Below are 17,227 nucleotides of genomic sequence, written 5' to 3' on the forward strand. Positions count from 1 at the left end.
CGCATGATCACGCCGATGCACGACGAGACCGGGTACGCCGGACCCCGCCGCGCGGGCCTGGCGGTCAACGGGCTTCTCGTCGACGAGACCCTCGCAGGCGGGGGCGGCGTGTGCGACCCGATCGGCGGTGGCGCTGCCCGCTCGACACGGGGGGTCGACGTGGAGCGGATCTGACCATGGGAGGCGTGGAACGCGCGCGCAGGTGGGTCGCCGTCGAACGGCCGGGCGGGCGGGTCGATCGTCCGGCCCTGTTCGGCCTGCGATCGACGGACCCGGACACTCCGCGCGCGTTCCCCGCCCAGGGTTCACCGACGGGTGCGCGAACACGGCGGCGGCCCCGCCCACCCGGTGAGGTGGACGGGGCCGCTCAGGCTCGGTGGCTCAGACCCGAGGCTCAGGCCTCATCGGAGGACGAGCTGGCCGCCTCGTTGCCGTGCGCCTCGACGAGCGCGTCCGACTCGGCGTCGCCACTGCCGGCCTCCACGTGGTCGCCAGGGCCGCTCTCGCCGTGACCGCCATTGCCGTTGTCACCGTTGCCACCACGGCCACGGTTGCCGCGGCGACGGTTGCGGTTGCGGCTGCGACGCTCGCCGCGCTCCTCGTCGGACTCGTCATCGTCGTGAGCCGCACGGTCGTCGCCGTCGCCCTCGGAGCCCGCGTCGTCACGACGGCCCCGACCGCGACCACCGCGGTCACCACGCTCGCCGCGGTTGTCGTCACGGTCGCCACGCTCGCGGCGCGGACGACGCTCCTCCTGCTCCGAGGAGGCGTCGTCGGCCGCAGCCTGCTGCTCCTCGGTGAGGACCGCAGCGAGCGAGAGTTTGCCGCGCGGGTCGATCTCCTTGAGCTCGACCTGGGTCTTCTGACCGATGGAGAGCACGTCGTCGACCGAGTCGATCCGCTTGCCGCCGACGAGCTTGCGCACCTCGGAGATGTGCAGCAAGCCGTCCTTGCCGGGCAGCAGCGAGACGAACGCGCCGAACGTCGTCGTCTTGACGACCGTGCCGAGGAACCGCTCGCCGACCTCGGGCATCGTCGGGTTGGCGATCGCGTTGATCTGCGCGCGAGCCGCCTCCGCCGACGGGCCATCGGTGGCGCCGATGTACACGGTGCCGTCGTCCTCGATGGAGATGTCCGCGCCGGTCTCCTCCTGGATCTGGTTGATCATCTTGCCCTTCGGGCCGATGACCTCACCGATCTTGTCGACCGGGACCTGGACGCTGATGACGCGGGGCGCGTAGGCGCTCATCTCGTCGGGAGCGTCGATGGCCTCGTTCATGACGTCGAGGATGTGCATGCGGGCGTCACGGGCCTGGGTCAGCGCGCCGGCGAGCACCGAGGCAGGGATGCCGTCGAGCTTGGTGTCGAGCTGAATGGCCGTGACGAACTCACGCGTGCCGGCGACCTTGAAGTCCATGTCGCCGAAGGCGTCCTCGGCGCCGAGGATGTCGGTGAGCGCGGCGTACTGCGTCTGACCGTCGATCTCGGCTGACACGAGGCCCATCGCGATGCCCGCGACCGCGGCGCGCAGCGGCACACCGGCGTTGAGCAGCGACAACGTGCTCGCGCACACCGAACCCATCGACGTCGAGCCGTTGGAGCCGAGGGCCTCGGACACCTGGCGGATCGCGTAGGGGAACTCCTCGCGCGTGGGCAGCACCGGCATGAGCGCCCGCTCGGCGAGCGCGCCGTGGCCGATCTCGCGACGCTTCGGCGAGCCGACGCGACCGGTCTCACCGGTGGAGTACGGCGGGAAGTTGTAGTTGTGCATGTACCGCTTGCGCGTCACCGGCGAGAGTGTGTCGAGCTGCTGCTCCATGCGGAGCATGTTCAGCGTGGTCACCCCGAGGATCTGGGTCTCGCCACGCTCGAAGATCGCCGACCCGTGCACGCGCGGCAGCACCTCGACCTCGGCGCCGAGGGCGCGGATGTCGGCGAGGCCGCGGCCGTCGATGCGGACCTTCTCGGTGAGGATGCGCTCACGCACGAGCTTCTTCTGCACCGCGCGGTAGGCCGCCGAGACCTCCTTCTCGCGGCCCTCGAACGGCTTGCCCTCGCCGGCCAGCTCGGACTTGAGCTCGTCCTTGAACGCGTCGAGCGCGTCCTCGCGCTCCTGCTTGCCCGCGATGGACAGCAGCTCGCGCAGCTTGTCGCTCGTGGCCTGCTCGACCGCCTCGTAGACGTCGTCCTCGTAGTCGAGGAAGATCGGGAACTCCTGGACCTCCTTGCCCGCCTTGTCGGCGAGCTCGGCCTGGGCGCGGCACAGGGTGGCGATGAACGGCTTGGCCGCCTCGAGACCCTCGGCGACGACCTCCTCGGTCGGCGCGGTCTTGCCCTGGTTCTTGACGAGGTCCCACGTCTGCTCGGTGGACTCGGCCTCGACCATCATGATGGCCACGTCGTCACCGACGACCCGGCCGGCGACGACCATGTCGAACACCGAACGCTCGATGTCGCTGAAGTCGGGGAAGGCGACCCACTGCCCGTCGATGAGGGACATGCGGACGCCGCCGATCGGGCCGGAGAACGGCAGACCGGAGATCTGGGTCGACGCGCTCGCGGCGTTGATGGCGAGGACGTCGTACTGGTGGTCGGGGTTGAGCGCGAGCACCGTGATGACGACCTGGACCTCGTTGCGCAGGCCCTTCTTGAAGGTGGGGCGCAGCGGGCGGTCGATGAGGCGGCACGTGAGGATGGCGTCCGTGCCGGGACGCCCCTCGCGACGGAAGAAGCTGCCGGGGATCTTGCCCGCGGCGTACATGCGCTCCTCGACGTCGACCGTGAGGGGGAAGAAGTCGAACTGGTCCTTGGGGTTCTTGCCGGCCGTGGTGGTCGACAGGAGCATCGTGTCGTCGTCGAGGTAGGCGGCGACTGCTCCATTGGCCTGCTTGGCGAGACGTCCCGTCTCGAAGCGGACCGTGCGGGTGCCGAACTTGCCGTTGTCGATCTTGGCTTCGGCGTACGTGATCTCTGGACCCTCCATGGGCCCTCCTGTTCTGTTCGCTTCGGCCTCGTGCATCGTCGTTGTGCACGGGCTGTCTTCGTTCTCCGCCGCGCCCTGCTCGGGCGCGGCTCCCGCGGTCGTCACAGGTGACGACGCTGCGGAATCCCTACCTGGCCCATCCTCCCCGAAACACCTGCGGCTGCGCTCAGCGACGCGGCATTCGGAGAGGGCGGGCATGCGTCAGGGGCGGCCACCTCCGGTGAGAGGTGACCGCCCCTGACACGAAAACCTGATGTCAACGACGCAGACCGAGTCGCTTGATGAGCGAGCGGTAACGCTCGATGTCGACGGACTCGAGGTAGCGCAGCATACGCTTGCGACGGCCGACGAGCAGCAGCAGACCGCGACGACTGTGGTGGTCGTGCTTGTGGGCGCGCGCGTGCTCGGTGAGATCCTTGATGCGCTGCGTGAGCATCGCGATCTGCACCTCGGGCGAGCCGGTGTCGTTCTCGCCGGTGGCGTATTCGGCCATGATCTTCTTCTTGGTCTCGGCATCCAGAGGCACGGACGACTCCTTCTCACTCGTTGCGCGGTGCTCGGGGGCGAATCCACCCGGCGCTCTCGCTCCGCGGCCGATCGACGGCAAGAGGCCACGTTACCAGCGCCCCAGGGTGACCCCTAATCGGGCCCACACCTCCGGCCACGGCGCCGCGCTCCCCCGCCCTGCATCCCGCCACGACGATGGACCCACACTCCCGTCTCGGTTAGGTTAGCCTCACTTGAGCTAGGTGTACCTTCCCCTGCGATCGGCCCGTTGCCGACGCGGAGCCTCTGCCCCTCCGAGGAGAGCTCGATGACGACACCGGAGACGTCGACGAACCCCGGCACCGCGGCCTCCGAGACGCGCCGCCTGCGCCTCGCGCGGCGCCTCCTGGACGGCGCCGGCCTCGGCTCGCTCGTCGCGTACCGCCATGACCCCGATGCGGACCTGCTGGTGCTCGCGCACGCACTCACCCGCCGCGGCGACCTCGTCGTCGTCTGCACCGTGGAGGCGCTCACCTCCGCCCTCGGCGAGGAGGTCGTCGGCGACCGGCACGACGTCCGCCTCGATCTACACCGCGAGGCGGCGACCGCGGACGTGCGGATCCTCGTCTCCAGCCTCCACCTCCTCGGCCGTGTCGAATGGGTGTCGATCGCCGAGCAGCGACGTCTCGTCGCGTGCGGTGAGCTGCCCGAGCCCGCACGGGATGCGGCGTGGTCGGATCGCAACCGGGTCGGGCGCGTCTGCGCCGATCGTGTCGTCCTCCACGACAGCGAAGGGGTCGCCGCCTGGTCGTTCGAGGTGGTCGCCACGACACCGCCCGACCCCTCCCCCTGGGCGCACCGCTCCCTCGAGGCGGTCGACGCCGTGATGTCCGTGGACCAGCACGCCCTCGCGGGCCTGTGCCGCGACGTGAGCGACGGGCGGGCCCGCGGTCGGGTCCTCGCACGTCGCCCGGTCGGCGCCGCCCTCGCCGCGGGCCGACGAGTGCACTGCCTCGACGCCGACGCCTCCGGCGTGACGCTCCTGCACGTCGACGGAGACACCGAGACGGTCGTCTTCGCCGGCTTCCCCGAACCCGTCGCCGAACCGGCGACCGTCGGCAGCGGCCTCGGTCCGCTGCTCCCCCGATCTCGGTCCTGACACGCCTCACCGCGTATCTGACACCAGGGCCGGGCATGCGTGTGGCCCCCACCGACGGGAGGGGGCCACACGTGCATTCCGGGGCGGTCGTCGCCCGCATCCACGGGACCGGCGGTCAGCGCGCCTGGTAGGTCTCGCAGAGGGCGTCGTCGCCACCGACGGTGATGGCGTCGGCGGAACACATGAGGTCGGTGTTGTGGACGCACTCGAGACGCTGGCACGCGCCGACCTTGCCGGCGTCGCCGACGACGCCGCCGCGCACGTCGACGGTGACGAACGTGCCGCACGACGCTGTGCCCTGCGAGCCACCGATGGTGACCGCGAGGGCGTGACAGCCGTCGTGGTTGAACGCGCAGGAGGTCGTGGCGCAGGTGGTGACGGAAGCGGTGGTGGACATGGTGGATCCCTTCGGACGATCGGTCGCCCGCGTATCTGACGGGCTCACCCTAGGCCCCCTCCTGCGCCGCCCACAAGCAAGCCAAGGCTGCCCTGACCTGCACAGATGTCGGCATCGGCACGTTCGGCCCCAGCGTCGCCGCGGTGCCGGCGCGAGCCCCGCCAGTCACGGCGAAGGGTCGATGCGGGCCCGCTCGCGACGCACCTGCGGCAGGGACCGGAGGTGATGGGCCGCGACCCGCCGCACCCACGAGGCCCCGCCCGCACCGCCGGGGTCGGTGACGACGGGCACGAGCCGGACGTGAACCTCTTCCCCCGCCTGGGCCTCGGCGCCGGTGAGGGTCGCGAGCGCGTCGACGAGGGGCGGGAGCGCATCCCCCTGAAGCGCGGCGAGCGATCCGCCCAATCGGCGGGCGCGGGAGGTGAGACCAGGCAGGTCCGACGGGGCCACGACGGACAGGGTGACGAGGAGGAGCTCGCTCACGGCACTTCCGTGAGTCCACGCCACTGCACCCGCAACCGGTCGCCCGAGGCCGCCTCGACGCGGACGTCGACGCCGAAGACCTCTGCGACGAGGTCCGGCCGCAGCACCTCGGCCGTCGGCCCGGCGGCGACGACCCGACCGGCGTGCACGACGACGAGGTGGTCGCAGAACGCGGCGGCGAGGTCGAGGTCGTGAAGGACGGCCACGGTCGACACCGGCAGGTCGGCGACCCGGGTGAGCAGCCCGATCTGGTGGGCGAGGTCGAGGTGGTTCGTCGGCTCGTCGAGGAGGAGCAACCGAGGTTGCTGGGCCAGGGCCCGCGCGAGCTGCACCCGCTGCCGCTCCCCGCCCGAAAGCGTCCCCCACGCACGATCGGCGAGGTGGGCGACCCCGGAGGTCGCCATCACCTCCTCGACGACGTCCCCGCCACGCTCGCGCCTCCTCCCCCATCGCCCCAGGTGCGGGATGCGTCCGAGTTCGACGACCTGCCGGGCGGTGAGGTCGAGCCCCGTCTGCGGGTGCTGTTCGACGAGCGTCACCCGCTGCGCCCGCTCCCGGGCGGTGAGGGCGAGGAGATCCTCCCCGTCGGCCTCGACCGTGCCCCGGGTGGGTCGGCGCAGACCGGCGATGAGGTGGAGAAGAGTGGTTTTGCCGCACCCGTTCGGGCCGACGATGCCGGTGAGCGGGCCGCCGGCGACGTCGAGGTCGACGCCGTGGAGGATCGGGACGGCGTGGGCCCCGCGCCCGGCGGACCAGGCGAGATCACGGACGCGCAGCCTCATACCTGCCTCGCCTGGCGCCGCAGGAGCACGACGAGCACGGGCGCGCCGACGAGGGCCGTGACGACCCCGACGGGGATCTCCTGCCCGCTCGCAAGGGACCGCGCCGCGGTGTCCGACCACACCATGAGCAGCGCCCCGGTGAGCGCCGACAGCGGCAGGAGGAACCCATGCGCGGGGCCGACGACCAGGCGCACGACGTGCGGCACCGTGAGGCCGACGAACCCGATGGGACCGACGACCGCGACGGTCCCCGCGGTCACGAGGGCGCATCCGACGAAGAACGCCCACCGCGCACGCCCGACGTCGACGCCGAGGGAGCGGGCCGAGGTCTCCCCGAACGCGAACGCGTCCAGGGTGCGCGCCGATCCGGTGAGCAGCACCGTCGCGAGGACGGCCCCGACGACGAGGACCCACGCCGACGTCGTGCGCACCCCCGCGAACGAGCCGAGGGTCCAGGCGAGAACCTCGCGCGCACCCTGCCGGTCGCCGAACACCATGACGACGAGGGAGGTCCCGGCCCCGGCGAGCTGCGCCACGGCGACGCCCGCGAGGATCGTGCGGGCGGGCGGGAGGTCTCCGGAACGTCCCGCGGCGAGGGCCAGCACGAGCACGAGCGCACCGAGGGCTCCCGCGAACGCGCCGACGCTCGTCGCGAGGCCCGCGGGCACGTCGGGCGGCGTCCACCCGAGCACGATCGTCATGACCGCACCGAGGGCGGCCCCGCTCGAGACGCCGAGCAGGTAGGGGTCGGCGAGGTCGTTGCCCGTGAGCGCCTGCAACGCCGCACCGCACAGAGCGAGCCCCGCCCCGACGGCCGCCGCCGCGAGCACCCGGGGCAACCGCAGCTCCCACACGATCCGGTCGGTGACGGGCGAGACGTCGGCGTGGCCCAGCCACATGCGGCGCAGGACGACGTCGAGCACGTCCCCGGCGGGGATCCTCACGGAGCCGACGCCGAGGACGAGCACGCCGGTGACGAGCAGCGCTGCGGTCAGGGCGATTCCGGCGACCACCGCCCGCCGACGCCGCGCCCGTGTCGACGCCGGCCGCCCGGCACCGCTCGGGTCGGCCGGGATAGGCGGTGATGCCGGGAGCGGCCCCGGTCTCACGGCCCCCGCGGACGGAGGGAGTGGAGCGGCTCGGGAGGCGACGGGGCGCGGCGGGCCGGTGGGGTTCGGGTCGGGCGCCGGGCTCCTCACGAGGCGGGCAGGGCGGCGAGCTCGTCGGACAGGCGCTTGGCGCCGTCGACGAGGCGTACCCCCGGAGTCGACTCGCTGAACGGCACGACGACGAACCGCTTCTCCTGCACCGCCGTGAGCTTGCTCAGCGTCGGGTCGGACTCGAGGTGGGCCCGCTTCTTCTTCGCGGTGTCCCAACTCGCGTCGGCGAGGACGATGACGTCGGGGTCGGCGGCGATCACCTTCTCCCACGAACCGTCGGCCCAGCCGGGGTCCTTGATGTCGCCGAACACGTTCGTGGCGCCGACGGCGTCGACGACGAGCTGGGGCCCGCCCCCACCGGCCCCGACGAACGGGGTCTTGTCACCGGAGTCGTACCAGAAGATGCTGCGGTCGTCGCCGGTCCTGGCCTTCGTGATCTCGGCGAGCTGAGTGCGCTGGTCGGCGACGACCTTCTCCGCCCGGTCCTGCACGCCGAAGATCGACGCCACCTCGGTGATCTCCCGCCAGCCGCTCTCGAACGTCGGATCGGCCTTCGTCGTGCCCTCGGGGCAGCCGAACGGGCTGAGGTAGGTGCCGACACCCTCGCCGGACAGCTCGGCGCGGGTGCCGATCCCCTCGTCGGTGAAGGCGCTCGCGTAGGCGGCGTAGGCGAAGTCCGGTGCCGTCGCGAGCAGTTTCTCCTTCGTCGGGTACTTCTCGGCGAGCACCGGCACGGAGTCGTAGGCCTCCGCGTACCGGGGCGCAACGGCGTCGTCGAGGTAGGCGGTGCCGACCATCCGGTCCGCGAGTCCGAGGGCGAGCGCGACCTCGGTGGCGCCCTGGTTGAGCGTGACGAGCTCCGACGGCGGCTCCTCGACGGTGACCTTGTCGCCGCAGTCGTCGAGGTCGACGGGCGTGAACGACGCGGACGACGCAGACGCACCCGGCGTGGTGGCCGCCGCCCCGTCGGAGGGGGCCGGCGGCGCGCCCGCGCATGCGACGAGCAGCGTCAGCGCCGACACGACCGCGGCGACACGAGCGGCGGAGCGCAGGGGGGTAGGACGGACGTGGGCATGCACGGGAATCACCTCGCGAGGATCGGAGGACCCGGGACGCGGGGCCCGCACGTCGATCCGCCCGCACGTGCGCGGGCGACCACCAGCAGGTCTTCGGACTCGGCGTCATCCGGGTCGGGGCGCCTTCCCAGGAGTGCTCCCAGTGGCCTCGTGCCCCGCCCGTCCGCCTCACCGCTGCGCGTCAGTCCCGGAGTTCCACCGGGTTCCCTGGCCCGTGAGGGCGACTGGCACCGGCGACCCTACCAAGCACTTGCTCCCGGTGAGCAGGGAATGCGACGCCGCGGTGGCACCCTGGTCCCCATGACCTCCCACGTCGCCCACTGGGGCGTGTTCACCCCGCACGTCACGGACGACGGGCGGGACGTCGGGTCGGTGACGCCGTGGCGCGAGGACGCCGCCCCCTCACCGCTCCTCGGCAACGTGCCGGGATCGGTGACGCGTCGCTCGCGCGTGGCGCGGCCGACCGTCCGGCGGGCGTGGTGGGAGGACGGCCCCGGGCCCGATCCCCGACGCGGCCGCACGTCCGGGCCAAAGGACTGGGTCACCCCGCCGTGGGACGAGGTCCTCGATCGCCTCGCCGCCGAACTGCGCCGCGTCCACGCCGTCCACGGCGCGCAGGCGATCTACGGCGGCTCCTACGGGTGGTCGAGCGCCGGCCGCTTCCACCACGCGCAGAGCCAGCTCCACCGCTTCCTCAACGTCGTCGGCGGATACACCCGCAGCGTCAACTCCTACTCCACCGGCGCCTCCGAGGTGATCCTGCCGCGCGTCCTCGCCGACGAGGCCGTCCTCACCCAGACCGCGTCGACGTGGGACGTCGTCGCCGAGCACACCGAGCTCCTCATCGCGTTCGGCGGCGTGCCCGTCAAGAACACCGGCATCGACTCGGGCGGCTCCGGCGACCACCCCACGCCGTCCGCGCTCGACCGGCTCCGGGCGCGGGGCGCACGCCTCGTCTCCGTGAGTCCCCTGCGCGACGACCTCCCCTGCGTCGGTGACGGCTACGGGGTCACCGCCCCGCACGGTCTCATCGGCGACTCCGCCCGAGCAGCAACGGAGTCCGCCGACCGGCCACGGGGGGACGTCACGTGGTGGCCGATCTCCCCCGGCACCGACGTCGCACTCATGCTCGCGATGATCCACGTCCTCCTCACCGAGGATCTCGCCGACCGGGAGTTCCTCACCACCCACTGCGTCGGGGCCGACGAGGTCGCCGCCTACGTCCTCGGCCGCGCCGACGGCGTCCGGCGCGACCCCGCCTGGGCCGAGCGCCTCACCGGCATCCCCGCGGCCGACATCGCCGACCTCGCCCGCGAGGCCGCCGCGCGTCGCACCCTCGTCACGGTGACGTGGTCGCTCCAGCGAGCGCGCCACGGCGAGCAGCCGATCTGGGCGGGCCTCGCCCTCGCCGCCCACCTTGGCCAGATCGGCCTCCAGGGAGGCGGATTCGAGAGCGGGTACGGCTCGATGAACAAGCCCGGCTGCTCCCCCACCGCGTTCCGCTACCCCTCCCTGCCGCAGGGGCGCAACCCCGTCCGCGAGTTCGCCCCCGTCGCGCGGGTCTCCGACCTCCTCCTCCACCCGGGCGCGGAGTTCTCCTACGACGGTGGGCGGTTCACATACCCCGACATCCGGATGGTGTGGTGGGCCGGCGGCAACCCCTTCCACCACCACCAGGACCTCGGCCGGTTGCGCGAGGCGTTCACGCGGCCCGACACCGTCGTCGTCTCCGACCCGTACTGGACGGCGACGGCGCGGCACGCCGACGTGGTCCTGCCCTCGACGACCTCCCTCGAGCGGGACGACCTCGGCGGTGCCCGCTCGGGGGCACGCCTCACGCCGATGCGGGCCGTGACGCCCCGGTACGCCGAGGCGCGGGACGACTACGAGATCTACGCGGCGATCGCCGCGCGACTCGGGCTCGAGGAGCGGTTCACCGAGGGGCGTGACGTCTCCGGATGGATCGAGCACCTCTACGAGGGGTTCCGCGACGACCTCGCCCACCGGCGCATCCTCCCGCCCGACGTCGAAGCGCCCGAGCTGCCGCCGTTCGCGGAGTTCTGGGCCGGGGAGGGCCTCGACCTCCCCCGCAGCGGACCGATCGTCTCCTTCTCCCGGTTCCGCGCCGACCCCGAGCGGCGCCGGCTCGCGACGCCGTCGGGCCGCATCGAGCTCGCGAGCGCGACCATCGCCTCCTTCGACCTCCCCGACTGCCCCGGACGACCGACGTGGCTCGAACCGGAGGAGTGGCTCGGCGGTGAGCGCGCGGCGGCGTTCCCGATCCTCCTCGTCGCGAATCAGCCTGCCTCCCGGCTGCACTCGCAACTCGACGACGGGGCGACGTCGGCGAGTTGCGAGTGCAGCCGGGAGGCGGAGACGTCACGCCCCTCGGTGAACCGCTCCTCGAGCCCGAGTCGCGCGGCGGCGTTCCCGATCCTCCTCGTCGCGAATCAGCCTGCCTCCCGGCTGCACTCGCAACTCGACGACGGGGCGACGTCGGCGGCGTCCAAGGTCGCCGGGCGCGAGCCGATCCGGCTGAACCCCGCCGACGCGGCGGCCCGGGGCATCGGCGTCGGTGACGTCGTCCTCGTCTGCAACGACCGGGGCGCGTGCCTCGCCGGGGCCGTCCTGTCGGCGGACGTGCGCCCGGGGGTGGCGCAGCTCTCGACCGGTGCCTGGTTCGACCCCTACGACCCGCGACGCCACGGTCCGGAGGCCGGGGAGGCGGGTCTGCCGCCGGGCACGTGCGTCCACGGCAACCCCAACGTCCTCACCGCCGACGTGGGCACCTCGGCGCTCGCGCAGGCGTGCACGGGGCAACACGTCCTCGTCGAGATCGCCCGCTGGGACGGGCCCGTCCCCGACGTCCTCGCGCACGTACCCCCGACGGAGCGCTGAGGCCTCCCGCCGGGATGTGGGCGCCCTGCTGCGCGCCGCCACCCCGGGCGGCCGGGGCGGACCGGCGACGTGACCGCGTCGACGTGATCGACCCGGTGAAGGGTGTGTGACGTGGTCGTTCGTCGAGGACGTCGCAGCGACGCGGCGGTGTCAGTTCGTCCAGGAGAGCGCGCAGTAGGCGTACCGCACGTGCTCCTCGACGGCGTCGGCGGCCGCCTCGGCGTCGCGGGCGACGACGGCGTCGTGGACGCGCCGGTGGCCCGCCCGCAGTCCGTCGACGAGCTCATCCCAGGCGGGCGTCGCGTGGAACGACGCGAGGATCGGCGCCTTCATCGAGGCACGGATCGCGGTCGTCATGTCGGTGACGAGGCGGTTGCCGCCCGCCTCGGCGAGGGCGAGGTGGAACGCGATGTCGAGGTCGTTGAACCTCTCGCGGGAGACACCCGGCTCCTCCATGCCGGCGAGGAACCCGGCGAGCGCGTCGAGGTCGGCCTGCGTCGCGTGGCGTGCGGCGAGCCCGACGCTCCACCGTTCGAGCATGACGCGGGCCTCGATGACGTCGTCGGTGGGGAAGTTCGCGAGGGCGACGTGGAGGCGGAGGAACAACGTGAGCGACTCGCTCGGCATCGAGACGAGGGCGGTCCCCCCGTCGGGGCCGACGCCCACCCCGGCGCGGACGACCCCGAGCGCCTGGAGCATCCGCAGCGCCTCGCGGACGGCGGCACGACTCACGCCCAGTCGGGCGGCGAGGTCGCGTTCGCCCGGCAACCGGTCGCCGACGCGAAGCTGCCCGGCGGCGATCTGCTCCTCGACGGCGGCGATGACGGCGTCGTAGGCGCGGGGCCGCTCGCCACCGCGGTCCGACGCGGCGGTGACGGGCGGGTTCTCGGACATGGGGCACAGTGTGGCACCCGCCGCCCCGCTCCGTGACCGCCCTCCGGATCGGCGCCCACCGACCCCGGCATCGGGGACCAACGGGTCCCATCCGCCCCCGATCGTCCTGTGGCGGAGGAGGATGGTCCCCACCGACCCGAGGAGGAACGGATGTCCACGGCGCTGCTCACCGATCTGCGGACGGCACTCGAGGGGACGGCGGTGAGCGACCGGCCCGTCGACCTGGCCCGGGCGGCGCACGACGCCTCCCACGTGCTGCTCCACCCCCAGGCGTTCGTCGTCGCGCGGGACACCCCCGACGTGGCCCGCACCCTCGCGATCGCGTCCCGCCACGGTGTGCCGGTGACGTTCCGCTCGGGCGGCACGTCGCTGTCGGGCCAGGCCGTCACCGACGGCGTCCTCATCGACACCCGCCGCGGGTTCCGTGACGTCGAGGTGCTCGACGACGGTGCCCGCGTGCGCTGCCGCCCCGGCGCGACCGTCCGCACCGTCAACGCCCACCTCGCCCCGTACGGGCGCGCGCTCGGCCCGGACCCGGCGAGCGAGGCCGCCTGCACCATCGGCGGCGTCGTCGCAGACAACTCCTCCGGCATGGCCTGCGGCACGACCCGCAACACGTACCGCACGCTCGACTGCCTCGAGGCCGTGCTGCTGAACGGCACGGTGATCGACACCGCGCTGCCCGACGCCGACGCGCGGTTCAAGGCCGCCGAGCCCGAGGTGTGGCAGGGCCTGGCGCGGCTGCGCGACCGCGTACGCGGCAACCCGGACTCCGTGCGCCGCATCGAGCACCAGTACTCGATGAAGAACACGATGGGCTACGGCGTCAACAGCCTCCTCGACTTCGACGAGCCCGTGCAGATCCTCGCCCACCTGCTCGTCGGCTCCGAGGGCACGCTCGGGTTCATCTCGTCGGTGACGTTCCGCACCGTGCCCGTGCACCAGCACATCTCGACCGCGCTGCTCGTGTTCGAGGGCATCGAGACCGCGACCGCCGCACTGCCCGACCTGGTCGGCGCCGGCGCCGAGACGGCCGAGCTCATGGACGCCGCCTCGCTGCGCGTCGCCCAGCACTTCCCCACCCCCGTCGACGCCCTCACCGGGCTCGAGGTGCGCGACCACACGGCCCTCCTCGTCGAGGCCCGCGCCGCCGAGGCGGGCGAGCTGGACGAGCACGTTCACCGCTTGGAAGGGGTGCTCGACGGGCTGCGCCACGACGGGCTGCTCACCGACCTGGCCATCCCCACCCGGTTCTCGGCCGACCCCGTGCCGCGCGCCCAGGCGTGGGCCGTCCGCAAGGGCCTCTACACCGCGGTCGCCGGCGCCCGCCGCGCCGGCTCCACCGCCCTGCTCGAGGACATCGTCGTACCCATGCCGGCGCTCACCCAGGCCGTCCGCGACCTGGGCGAGATCTGCACCCGCCACGGTTACGACGAGGCCGTCGTGTTCGGCCACGCCAAGGACGCCAACCTGCACTTCATGATCAATCCCGATCTGCGCGACCCCGCCCAGGTCGAGACCCTGGGCGCGTTCAGCGACGACCTCGTCGACCTCGTCCTCGCCGCCGACGGCTCGCTCAAGGCCGAACACGGCACCGGACGCGTCATGGCGCCGTTCGTCGAGCGGCAGTTCGGCAGCGAGCTGTACGCCGTCATGCGCGAGGTCAAGCGGCTGCTCGACCCGACGAACACGCTCAACCCCGGCGTCGTCATCACCGACGACGAGCGCGCCCACCTACGGGCGCTCAAGGCCCCGACGCCCGTCGACGAGGCCGTCGACCGCTGCGTCGAGTGCGGCTACTGCGAGCCCGTGTGCCCGAGCCGCGACGTGACGACGACGCCCCGCCAGCGCATCGTCCTCATGCGCGAGATGGCCGCGCACCGCGCCGCCGGGCGCGAGGACGAGGCCGCCGCCATCGCGAAGGACTTCGACTACATGGCGGTGCAGACGTGCGCGGCCGACTCCCTGTGCCGCCCCGCCTGCCCCGTCGACATCGACACCGGCGTCGTCATGAAGCGCTTCCGCACGGACGCCCAGACCCCCGCCACCCAGCGTGTCGGCGCCGCCCTCGCGACCAACTGGGGCCCGACCCTCACGGGCCTGCGCGCGGGGGTCGGCGTCGCCGACCACGTGCCGGGTGCCCTCCTCGAGCGGATCACCGCCACCGCCCGCAGCGTCCTGTCCCCCGGCCTCGTGCCGCTCGTGGGCGACGACCTGCCCGGCCCCGGCCTGTCCCGACGCACGAACGCGCGGCAGGAGCCAGGAGACGTCGTCCTCCTCCCCTCGTGCATCGGCGAACTCTTCGCCCCGGAAGGCGACTCCCCCGGTGCCGCCCAGGCGTTCCTCGCCGTGTGCGACCGCGCGGGCGTCACCGTGCGACTGCCGAAGGACATGGACGGGCTGTGCTGCGGGACCGTCTGGCGGAGCAAGGGACTCACCGAGGGGCAGAAGGAGATGGCGATCCGCACCGCCCGGGCGCTGCTCGAGGCGAGCGAGGACGGGCGGGTGCCCGTCGTCATGGACGCCTCCTCCTGCACCCACGGCCTGCACGCCCTGCCCGGCGACCTCGGCGCCGCCGGGGAACACGCGCTCGCCGAACGCGTCGCCGGTCTGCAGATCATGGACGCCACCAGGTTCGTCGCCGAGCACGTCCTCCCCCGCCTCACCGTGCGCCGCACGGCCCGGTCGGCGGTCCTCCACCCGACGTGCTCGGACCGGCACGCGGACGACATCCCCGCGCTGCGCGCCATCGCCGAGGCCGTGGCGGACGAGGTCGTCGTGCCCGTCGAGTCCGGCTGCTGCGGGTTCGCGGGCGACCGCGGCATGCTCCACCCCGAACTCACCGCCGGGGCCACGGCCCGCGAGGCGAAGGAGGTCGACCACCGCACCTACGACCTCTACCTGTCGAGCAACCGCACCTGCGAACTTGGCATGAGCCGCGCCACCGGGCACGCCTATCACCACGTCCTCGAGGCGCTCGCCGACGCCCTCGTCTGACCTTCGGGTGCGGCGGGCACTGGGCCCGCTGCACTCCGCAATCCCGCACGGTACGCGCCGGATCCGGCCCCTAGGACCCTTGACCTCCGCGGCCCGCGGCCCTACGTTGACCCCAATGGTCTGACCATTGGGGTCGGGCCAACCCCCCCCATCGTCTGCCCGGAGTTGTGCCGATGATCCCCGCATACCAGCCCGTCACCGATCCCCTCGGGCACCAATGGCTGTCCGCCCTCGTCGCCACCATCCCCATCCTCGTCATGCTCGTGACGCTCGGCGGTCTGCGGTGGAAGGCCCACATCGCCGGACTCACGTCGTGGGCCGTCGCGCTCGTCATCGCCGTCGCCGTCTACGCGATGCCCGTGACGACCGCCCTCTCCCTCTCCGCGCACGGGTTCGTCTACGGCCTGTTCCCCATCGTGTGGATCCTGCTGTGCGCGATCTGGATGTACCAGGTCACCGTCATCAGCGGCCGGTTCGACGACCTGCGGGCGACCTTCTACCTCATCACCGACGACCCCCGCGTCCTCGGCCTCATCATCGCGTTCTGCTTCGGTGGCCTCCTCGAGGCGCTCGCCGGTTTCGGTGCCCCCGTCGCCATCGTCACGGTCATGCTCGTCGCCATCGGGTTCTCCCCGATCCGCGCCGCGATCACCGCGCTCCTCGCGAACACCGTCCCGGTCGCGTTCGGGGCCGTCGGTCTGCCCATCCTCATGGCCGCCAAGACCGCGGACCTGCCCGTCCTCGCGGTCTCCCCGGTCGCGGGTCGCATCTGCGCGATCCTCTCCCTCGTCGTCCCGCTCCTGCTCCTCTACGTCATCGACGGCAAGCGCGGCGTGGCGCAGTGCTGGCCGATCGGCCTGTTCATCGGCGGGATCTTCGGCGTCGTTAAGTGGGTCGTCTCCGGCACGAGCCTCTACAACCTCACCGAGGTGTTCGCCGCCGTCATCACCGTCGTCGCCGTCGTCGCCTTCCTCCGCGTGTGGCACCCCAAGGGCGGTGAGGGGGCCCGTCCGCGCGTCGGTCAGGCCCTCGTCCCCGAGGTCGAGGAGGCCCACCTCCGCGGCGGCGCCGACGGCCACGGCGGCACCGCGACCGCCACGGCCCAGAAAACCGCACCCGCCACGACCGGTACCGAACTCCGAACGGACCACCTCGACGGACGTCGGATCCTCATGGCGCTCGTGCCGTACGTGCTCGTCATCGCCGTGTTCTCGATCGCGGCGATCCCCGCCGTCAAGGAGGCCCTCGCCTCCACCGACCTCAAGTTCGCCTGGCCGGGCCTGTCGGACCTCGACAACGCCGCCGGCGCCCCCGCGGGCCACCGCGCGTACACGCTCACGTGGCTCTCCAGCCCCGGCACGCTCCTCGCGTTCGTCGCGATCGCCGTCGGCCTCATCTACAAGGTGCCGATGGGCACGCTCTTCGGCGAGCTGTGGAAGAACGCCGTCAAGCTCAAGTACACGGCCCTCACCATCGGCTCCGTCGTCGCTCTCGCGTTCGTCATGGGCGACTCGGGCCAGACCCTCGCGCTCGGCCTGTTCATCGCCGGGGTCGGTGCGGCCTACCCGTTCTTCGCCCCGATCCTCGGCTGGATCGGCACATACGTCACGGGCTCCGACACGAGCGCGAACATCCTCTTCTCCGGACTGCAGGCCGGGGTCGGCGACCAGATCGGCCACAAGGAGCTGCTCGTCGGCGCCGGTGCCGCCGGTGGCGTCGTCGGCAAGATGATCTCGCCGCAGTCCCTCGCCGTGGCGGCCTCGGCCATCGGCATCGCCGGAGCCGAGTCGGTCATCCTCCGCAAGGTCTTCGGCTACAGCATCCTGTTGTTGTTCTTCATGTGCCTCATCACCGGGCTCATGTCCACCCCCGTCCTCGGATGGTTGCTCCCATGACCGCCTCCCCCACTTCC

Annotated in this window: 13 protein-coding genes and 1 riboswitch; of the genes, 5 read left to right on the forward strand and 8 right to left on the reverse strand. The window is 72.7% G+C overall.

Annotated features, from left to right (window positions below):
- Nucleotides 1-15: 15 nt before the first annotated feature.
- Complete coding sequence (locus tag BN1197_RS17460) at nucleotides 16-174, forward strand: hypothetical protein (protein ID WP_176489782.1); 159 nt, start codon at nucleotides 16-18, stop codon at nucleotides 172-174.
- A gap of 220 nt (nucleotides 175-394) precedes the next feature.
- Here BN1197_RS17460 and BN1197_RS16465 read toward each other — a convergent pair whose 3' ends face one another.
- Complete coding sequence (locus tag BN1197_RS16465) at nucleotides 395-2,983, reverse strand: polyribonucleotide nucleotidyltransferase (protein ID WP_040161985.1); 2,589 nt, start codon at nucleotides 2,981-2,983, stop codon at nucleotides 395-397.
- Between the two features lie 256 nt (nucleotides 2,984-3,239).
- Entirely contained in the window at nucleotides 3,240-3,509 is a 270-nt protein-coding gene (gene rpsO / locus BN1197_RS16470; RefSeq protein WP_040161988.1) for a 30S ribosomal protein S15, read from the reverse strand.
- A gap of 288 nt (nucleotides 3,510-3,797) precedes the next feature.
- Here rpsO and BN1197_RS16475 point away from each other — a divergent pair, with 288 nt between their 5' ends.
- Nucleotides 3,798-4,628, forward strand: a complete 831-nt coding sequence (locus BN1197_RS16475) for a hypothetical protein (protein ID WP_040161990.1) — start codon at nucleotides 3,798-3,800, stop codon at nucleotides 4,626-4,628.
- A gap of 115 nt (nucleotides 4,629-4,743) precedes the next feature.
- On the opposite strand, the gene BN1197_RS16480 is transcribed toward BN1197_RS16475, so the two are convergent.
- From BN1197_RS16480 to BN1197_RS16500, 5 genes are all read right to left on the reverse strand, one after another.
- Complete coding sequence (locus BN1197_RS16480) at nucleotides 4,744-5,025, reverse strand: DUF1540 domain-containing protein (protein WP_040161992.1); 282 nt, start codon at nucleotides 5,023-5,025, stop codon at nucleotides 4,744-4,746.
- Between the two features lie 165 nt (nucleotides 5,026-5,190).
- On the reverse strand, nucleotides 5,191-5,508 hold the full coding sequence (locus BN1197_RS16485; RefSeq protein ID WP_040161994.1) for a hypothetical protein: 318 nt from the start codon (nucleotides 5,506-5,508) through the stop codon (nucleotides 5,191-5,193).
- A complete protein-coding gene (locus tag BN1197_RS16490; protein WP_040161996.1) occupies nucleotides 5,505-6,290 on the reverse strand; it encodes an ABC transporter ATP-binding protein in 786 nt (261 codons plus the stop codon). The genes BN1197_RS16485 and BN1197_RS16490 overlap by 4 nt, the downstream gene beginning before the upstream one ends.
- Nucleotides 6,287-7,303 carry a FecCD family ABC transporter permease gene (locus BN1197_RS16495; RefSeq protein WP_040161998.1) on the reverse strand — a complete coding sequence of 339 codons (1,017 nt, stop codon included), beginning with the start codon at nucleotides 7,301-7,303 and terminating at the stop codon, nucleotides 6,287-6,289. Before BN1197_RS16495 ends, BN1197_RS16490 begins: the two co-directional genes overlap by 4 nt.
- 182 nt (nucleotides 7,304-7,485) lie before the next feature.
- Entirely contained in the window at nucleotides 7,486-8,529 is a 1,044-nt protein-coding gene (locus BN1197_RS16500) for an ABC transporter substrate-binding protein (protein ID WP_082044021.1), read from the reverse strand.
- 64 nt (nucleotides 8,530-8,593) lie between these two features.
- Nucleotides 8,594-8,776, reverse strand: a riboswitch (cobalamin riboswitch).
- A 50-nt stretch (nucleotides 8,777-8,826) separates the two neighbouring features.
- Here BN1197_RS16500 and BN1197_RS16505 point away from each other — a divergent pair.
- Nucleotides 8,827-11,424, forward strand: a complete 2,598-nt coding sequence (locus BN1197_RS16505) for a molybdopterin-dependent oxidoreductase (protein WP_040162296.1) — start codon at nucleotides 8,827-8,829, stop codon at nucleotides 11,422-11,424.
- Between the two features lie 150 nt (nucleotides 11,425-11,574).
- Here the strand turns inward: BN1197_RS16505 and BN1197_RS16510 are convergent, their stop codons facing one another.
- The gene (locus tag BN1197_RS16510) at nucleotides 11,575-12,318 is read right to left on the reverse strand and encodes a FadR/GntR family transcriptional regulator (protein ID WP_040162001.1); all 744 of its coding nucleotides are present in this window, start codon (nucleotides 12,316-12,318) and stop codon (nucleotides 11,575-11,577) included.
- Nucleotides 12,319-12,468: 150 nt separating this feature from the next.
- Between BN1197_RS16510 and BN1197_RS16515 the strand changes: the two genes are divergently transcribed.
- Nucleotides 12,469-15,315: an FAD-binding and (Fe-S)-binding domain-containing protein gene (locus tag BN1197_RS16515; protein ID WP_040162004.1), complete on the forward strand. Its 2,847-nt coding sequence runs from the start codon at nucleotides 12,469-12,471 to the stop codon at nucleotides 15,313-15,315.
- Between the two features lie 173 nt (nucleotides 15,316-15,488).
- Nucleotides 15,489-17,210 carry an L-lactate permease gene (locus BN1197_RS16520; RefSeq protein WP_095999930.1) on the forward strand — a complete coding sequence of 574 codons (1,722 nt, stop codon included), beginning with the start codon at nucleotides 15,489-15,491 and terminating at the stop codon, nucleotides 17,208-17,210.
- Nucleotides 17,211-17,227: the final 17 nt, after the last annotated feature.

Origin of the sequence: Mobilicoccus massiliensis, from assembly GCF_000826525.2 — a bacterium.
In the GTDB taxonomy this organism is placed as follows: domain Bacteria; phylum Actinomycetota; class Actinomycetes; order Actinomycetales; family Dermatophilaceae; genus Mobilicoccus; species Mobilicoccus massiliensis.

Coding starts and splice junctions, on each gene's coding strand:
- BN1197_RS17460 (WP_176489782.1), top strand. CDS start 16: ATGCACGACGAGACCGGGTACGCCGGACCCCGCCGCGCGGGCCTGGCG.
- BN1197_RS16465 (WP_040161985.1), bottom strand. CDS start 2,983: ATGGAGGGTCCAGAGATCACGTACGCCGAAGCCAAGATCGACAACGGC.
- BN1197_RS16475 (WP_040161990.1), top strand. CDS start 3,798: ATGACGACACCGGAGACGTCGACGAACCCCGGCACCGCGGCCTCCGAG.
- BN1197_RS16480 (WP_040161992.1), bottom strand. CDS start 5,025: ATGTCCACCACCGCTTCCGTCACCACCTGCGCCACGACCTCCTGCGCG.
- BN1197_RS16490 (WP_040161996.1), bottom strand. CDS start 6,290: ATGAGGCTGCGCGTCCGTGATCTCGCCTGGTCCGCCGGGCGCGGGGCC.
- BN1197_RS16505 (WP_040162296.1), top strand. CDS start 8,827: ATGACCTCCCACGTCGCCCACTGGGGCGTGTTCACCCCGCACGTCACG.
- BN1197_RS16510 (WP_040162001.1), bottom strand. CDS start 12,318: ATGTCCGAGAACCCGCCCGTCACCGCCGCGTCGGACCGCGGTGGCGAG.
- BN1197_RS16515 (WP_040162004.1), top strand. CDS start 12,469: ATGTCCACGGCGCTGCTCACCGATCTGCGGACGGCACTCGAGGGGACG.
- BN1197_RS16520 (WP_095999930.1), top strand. CDS start 15,489: ATGATCCCCGCATACCAGCCCGTCACCGATCCCCTCGGGCACCAATGG.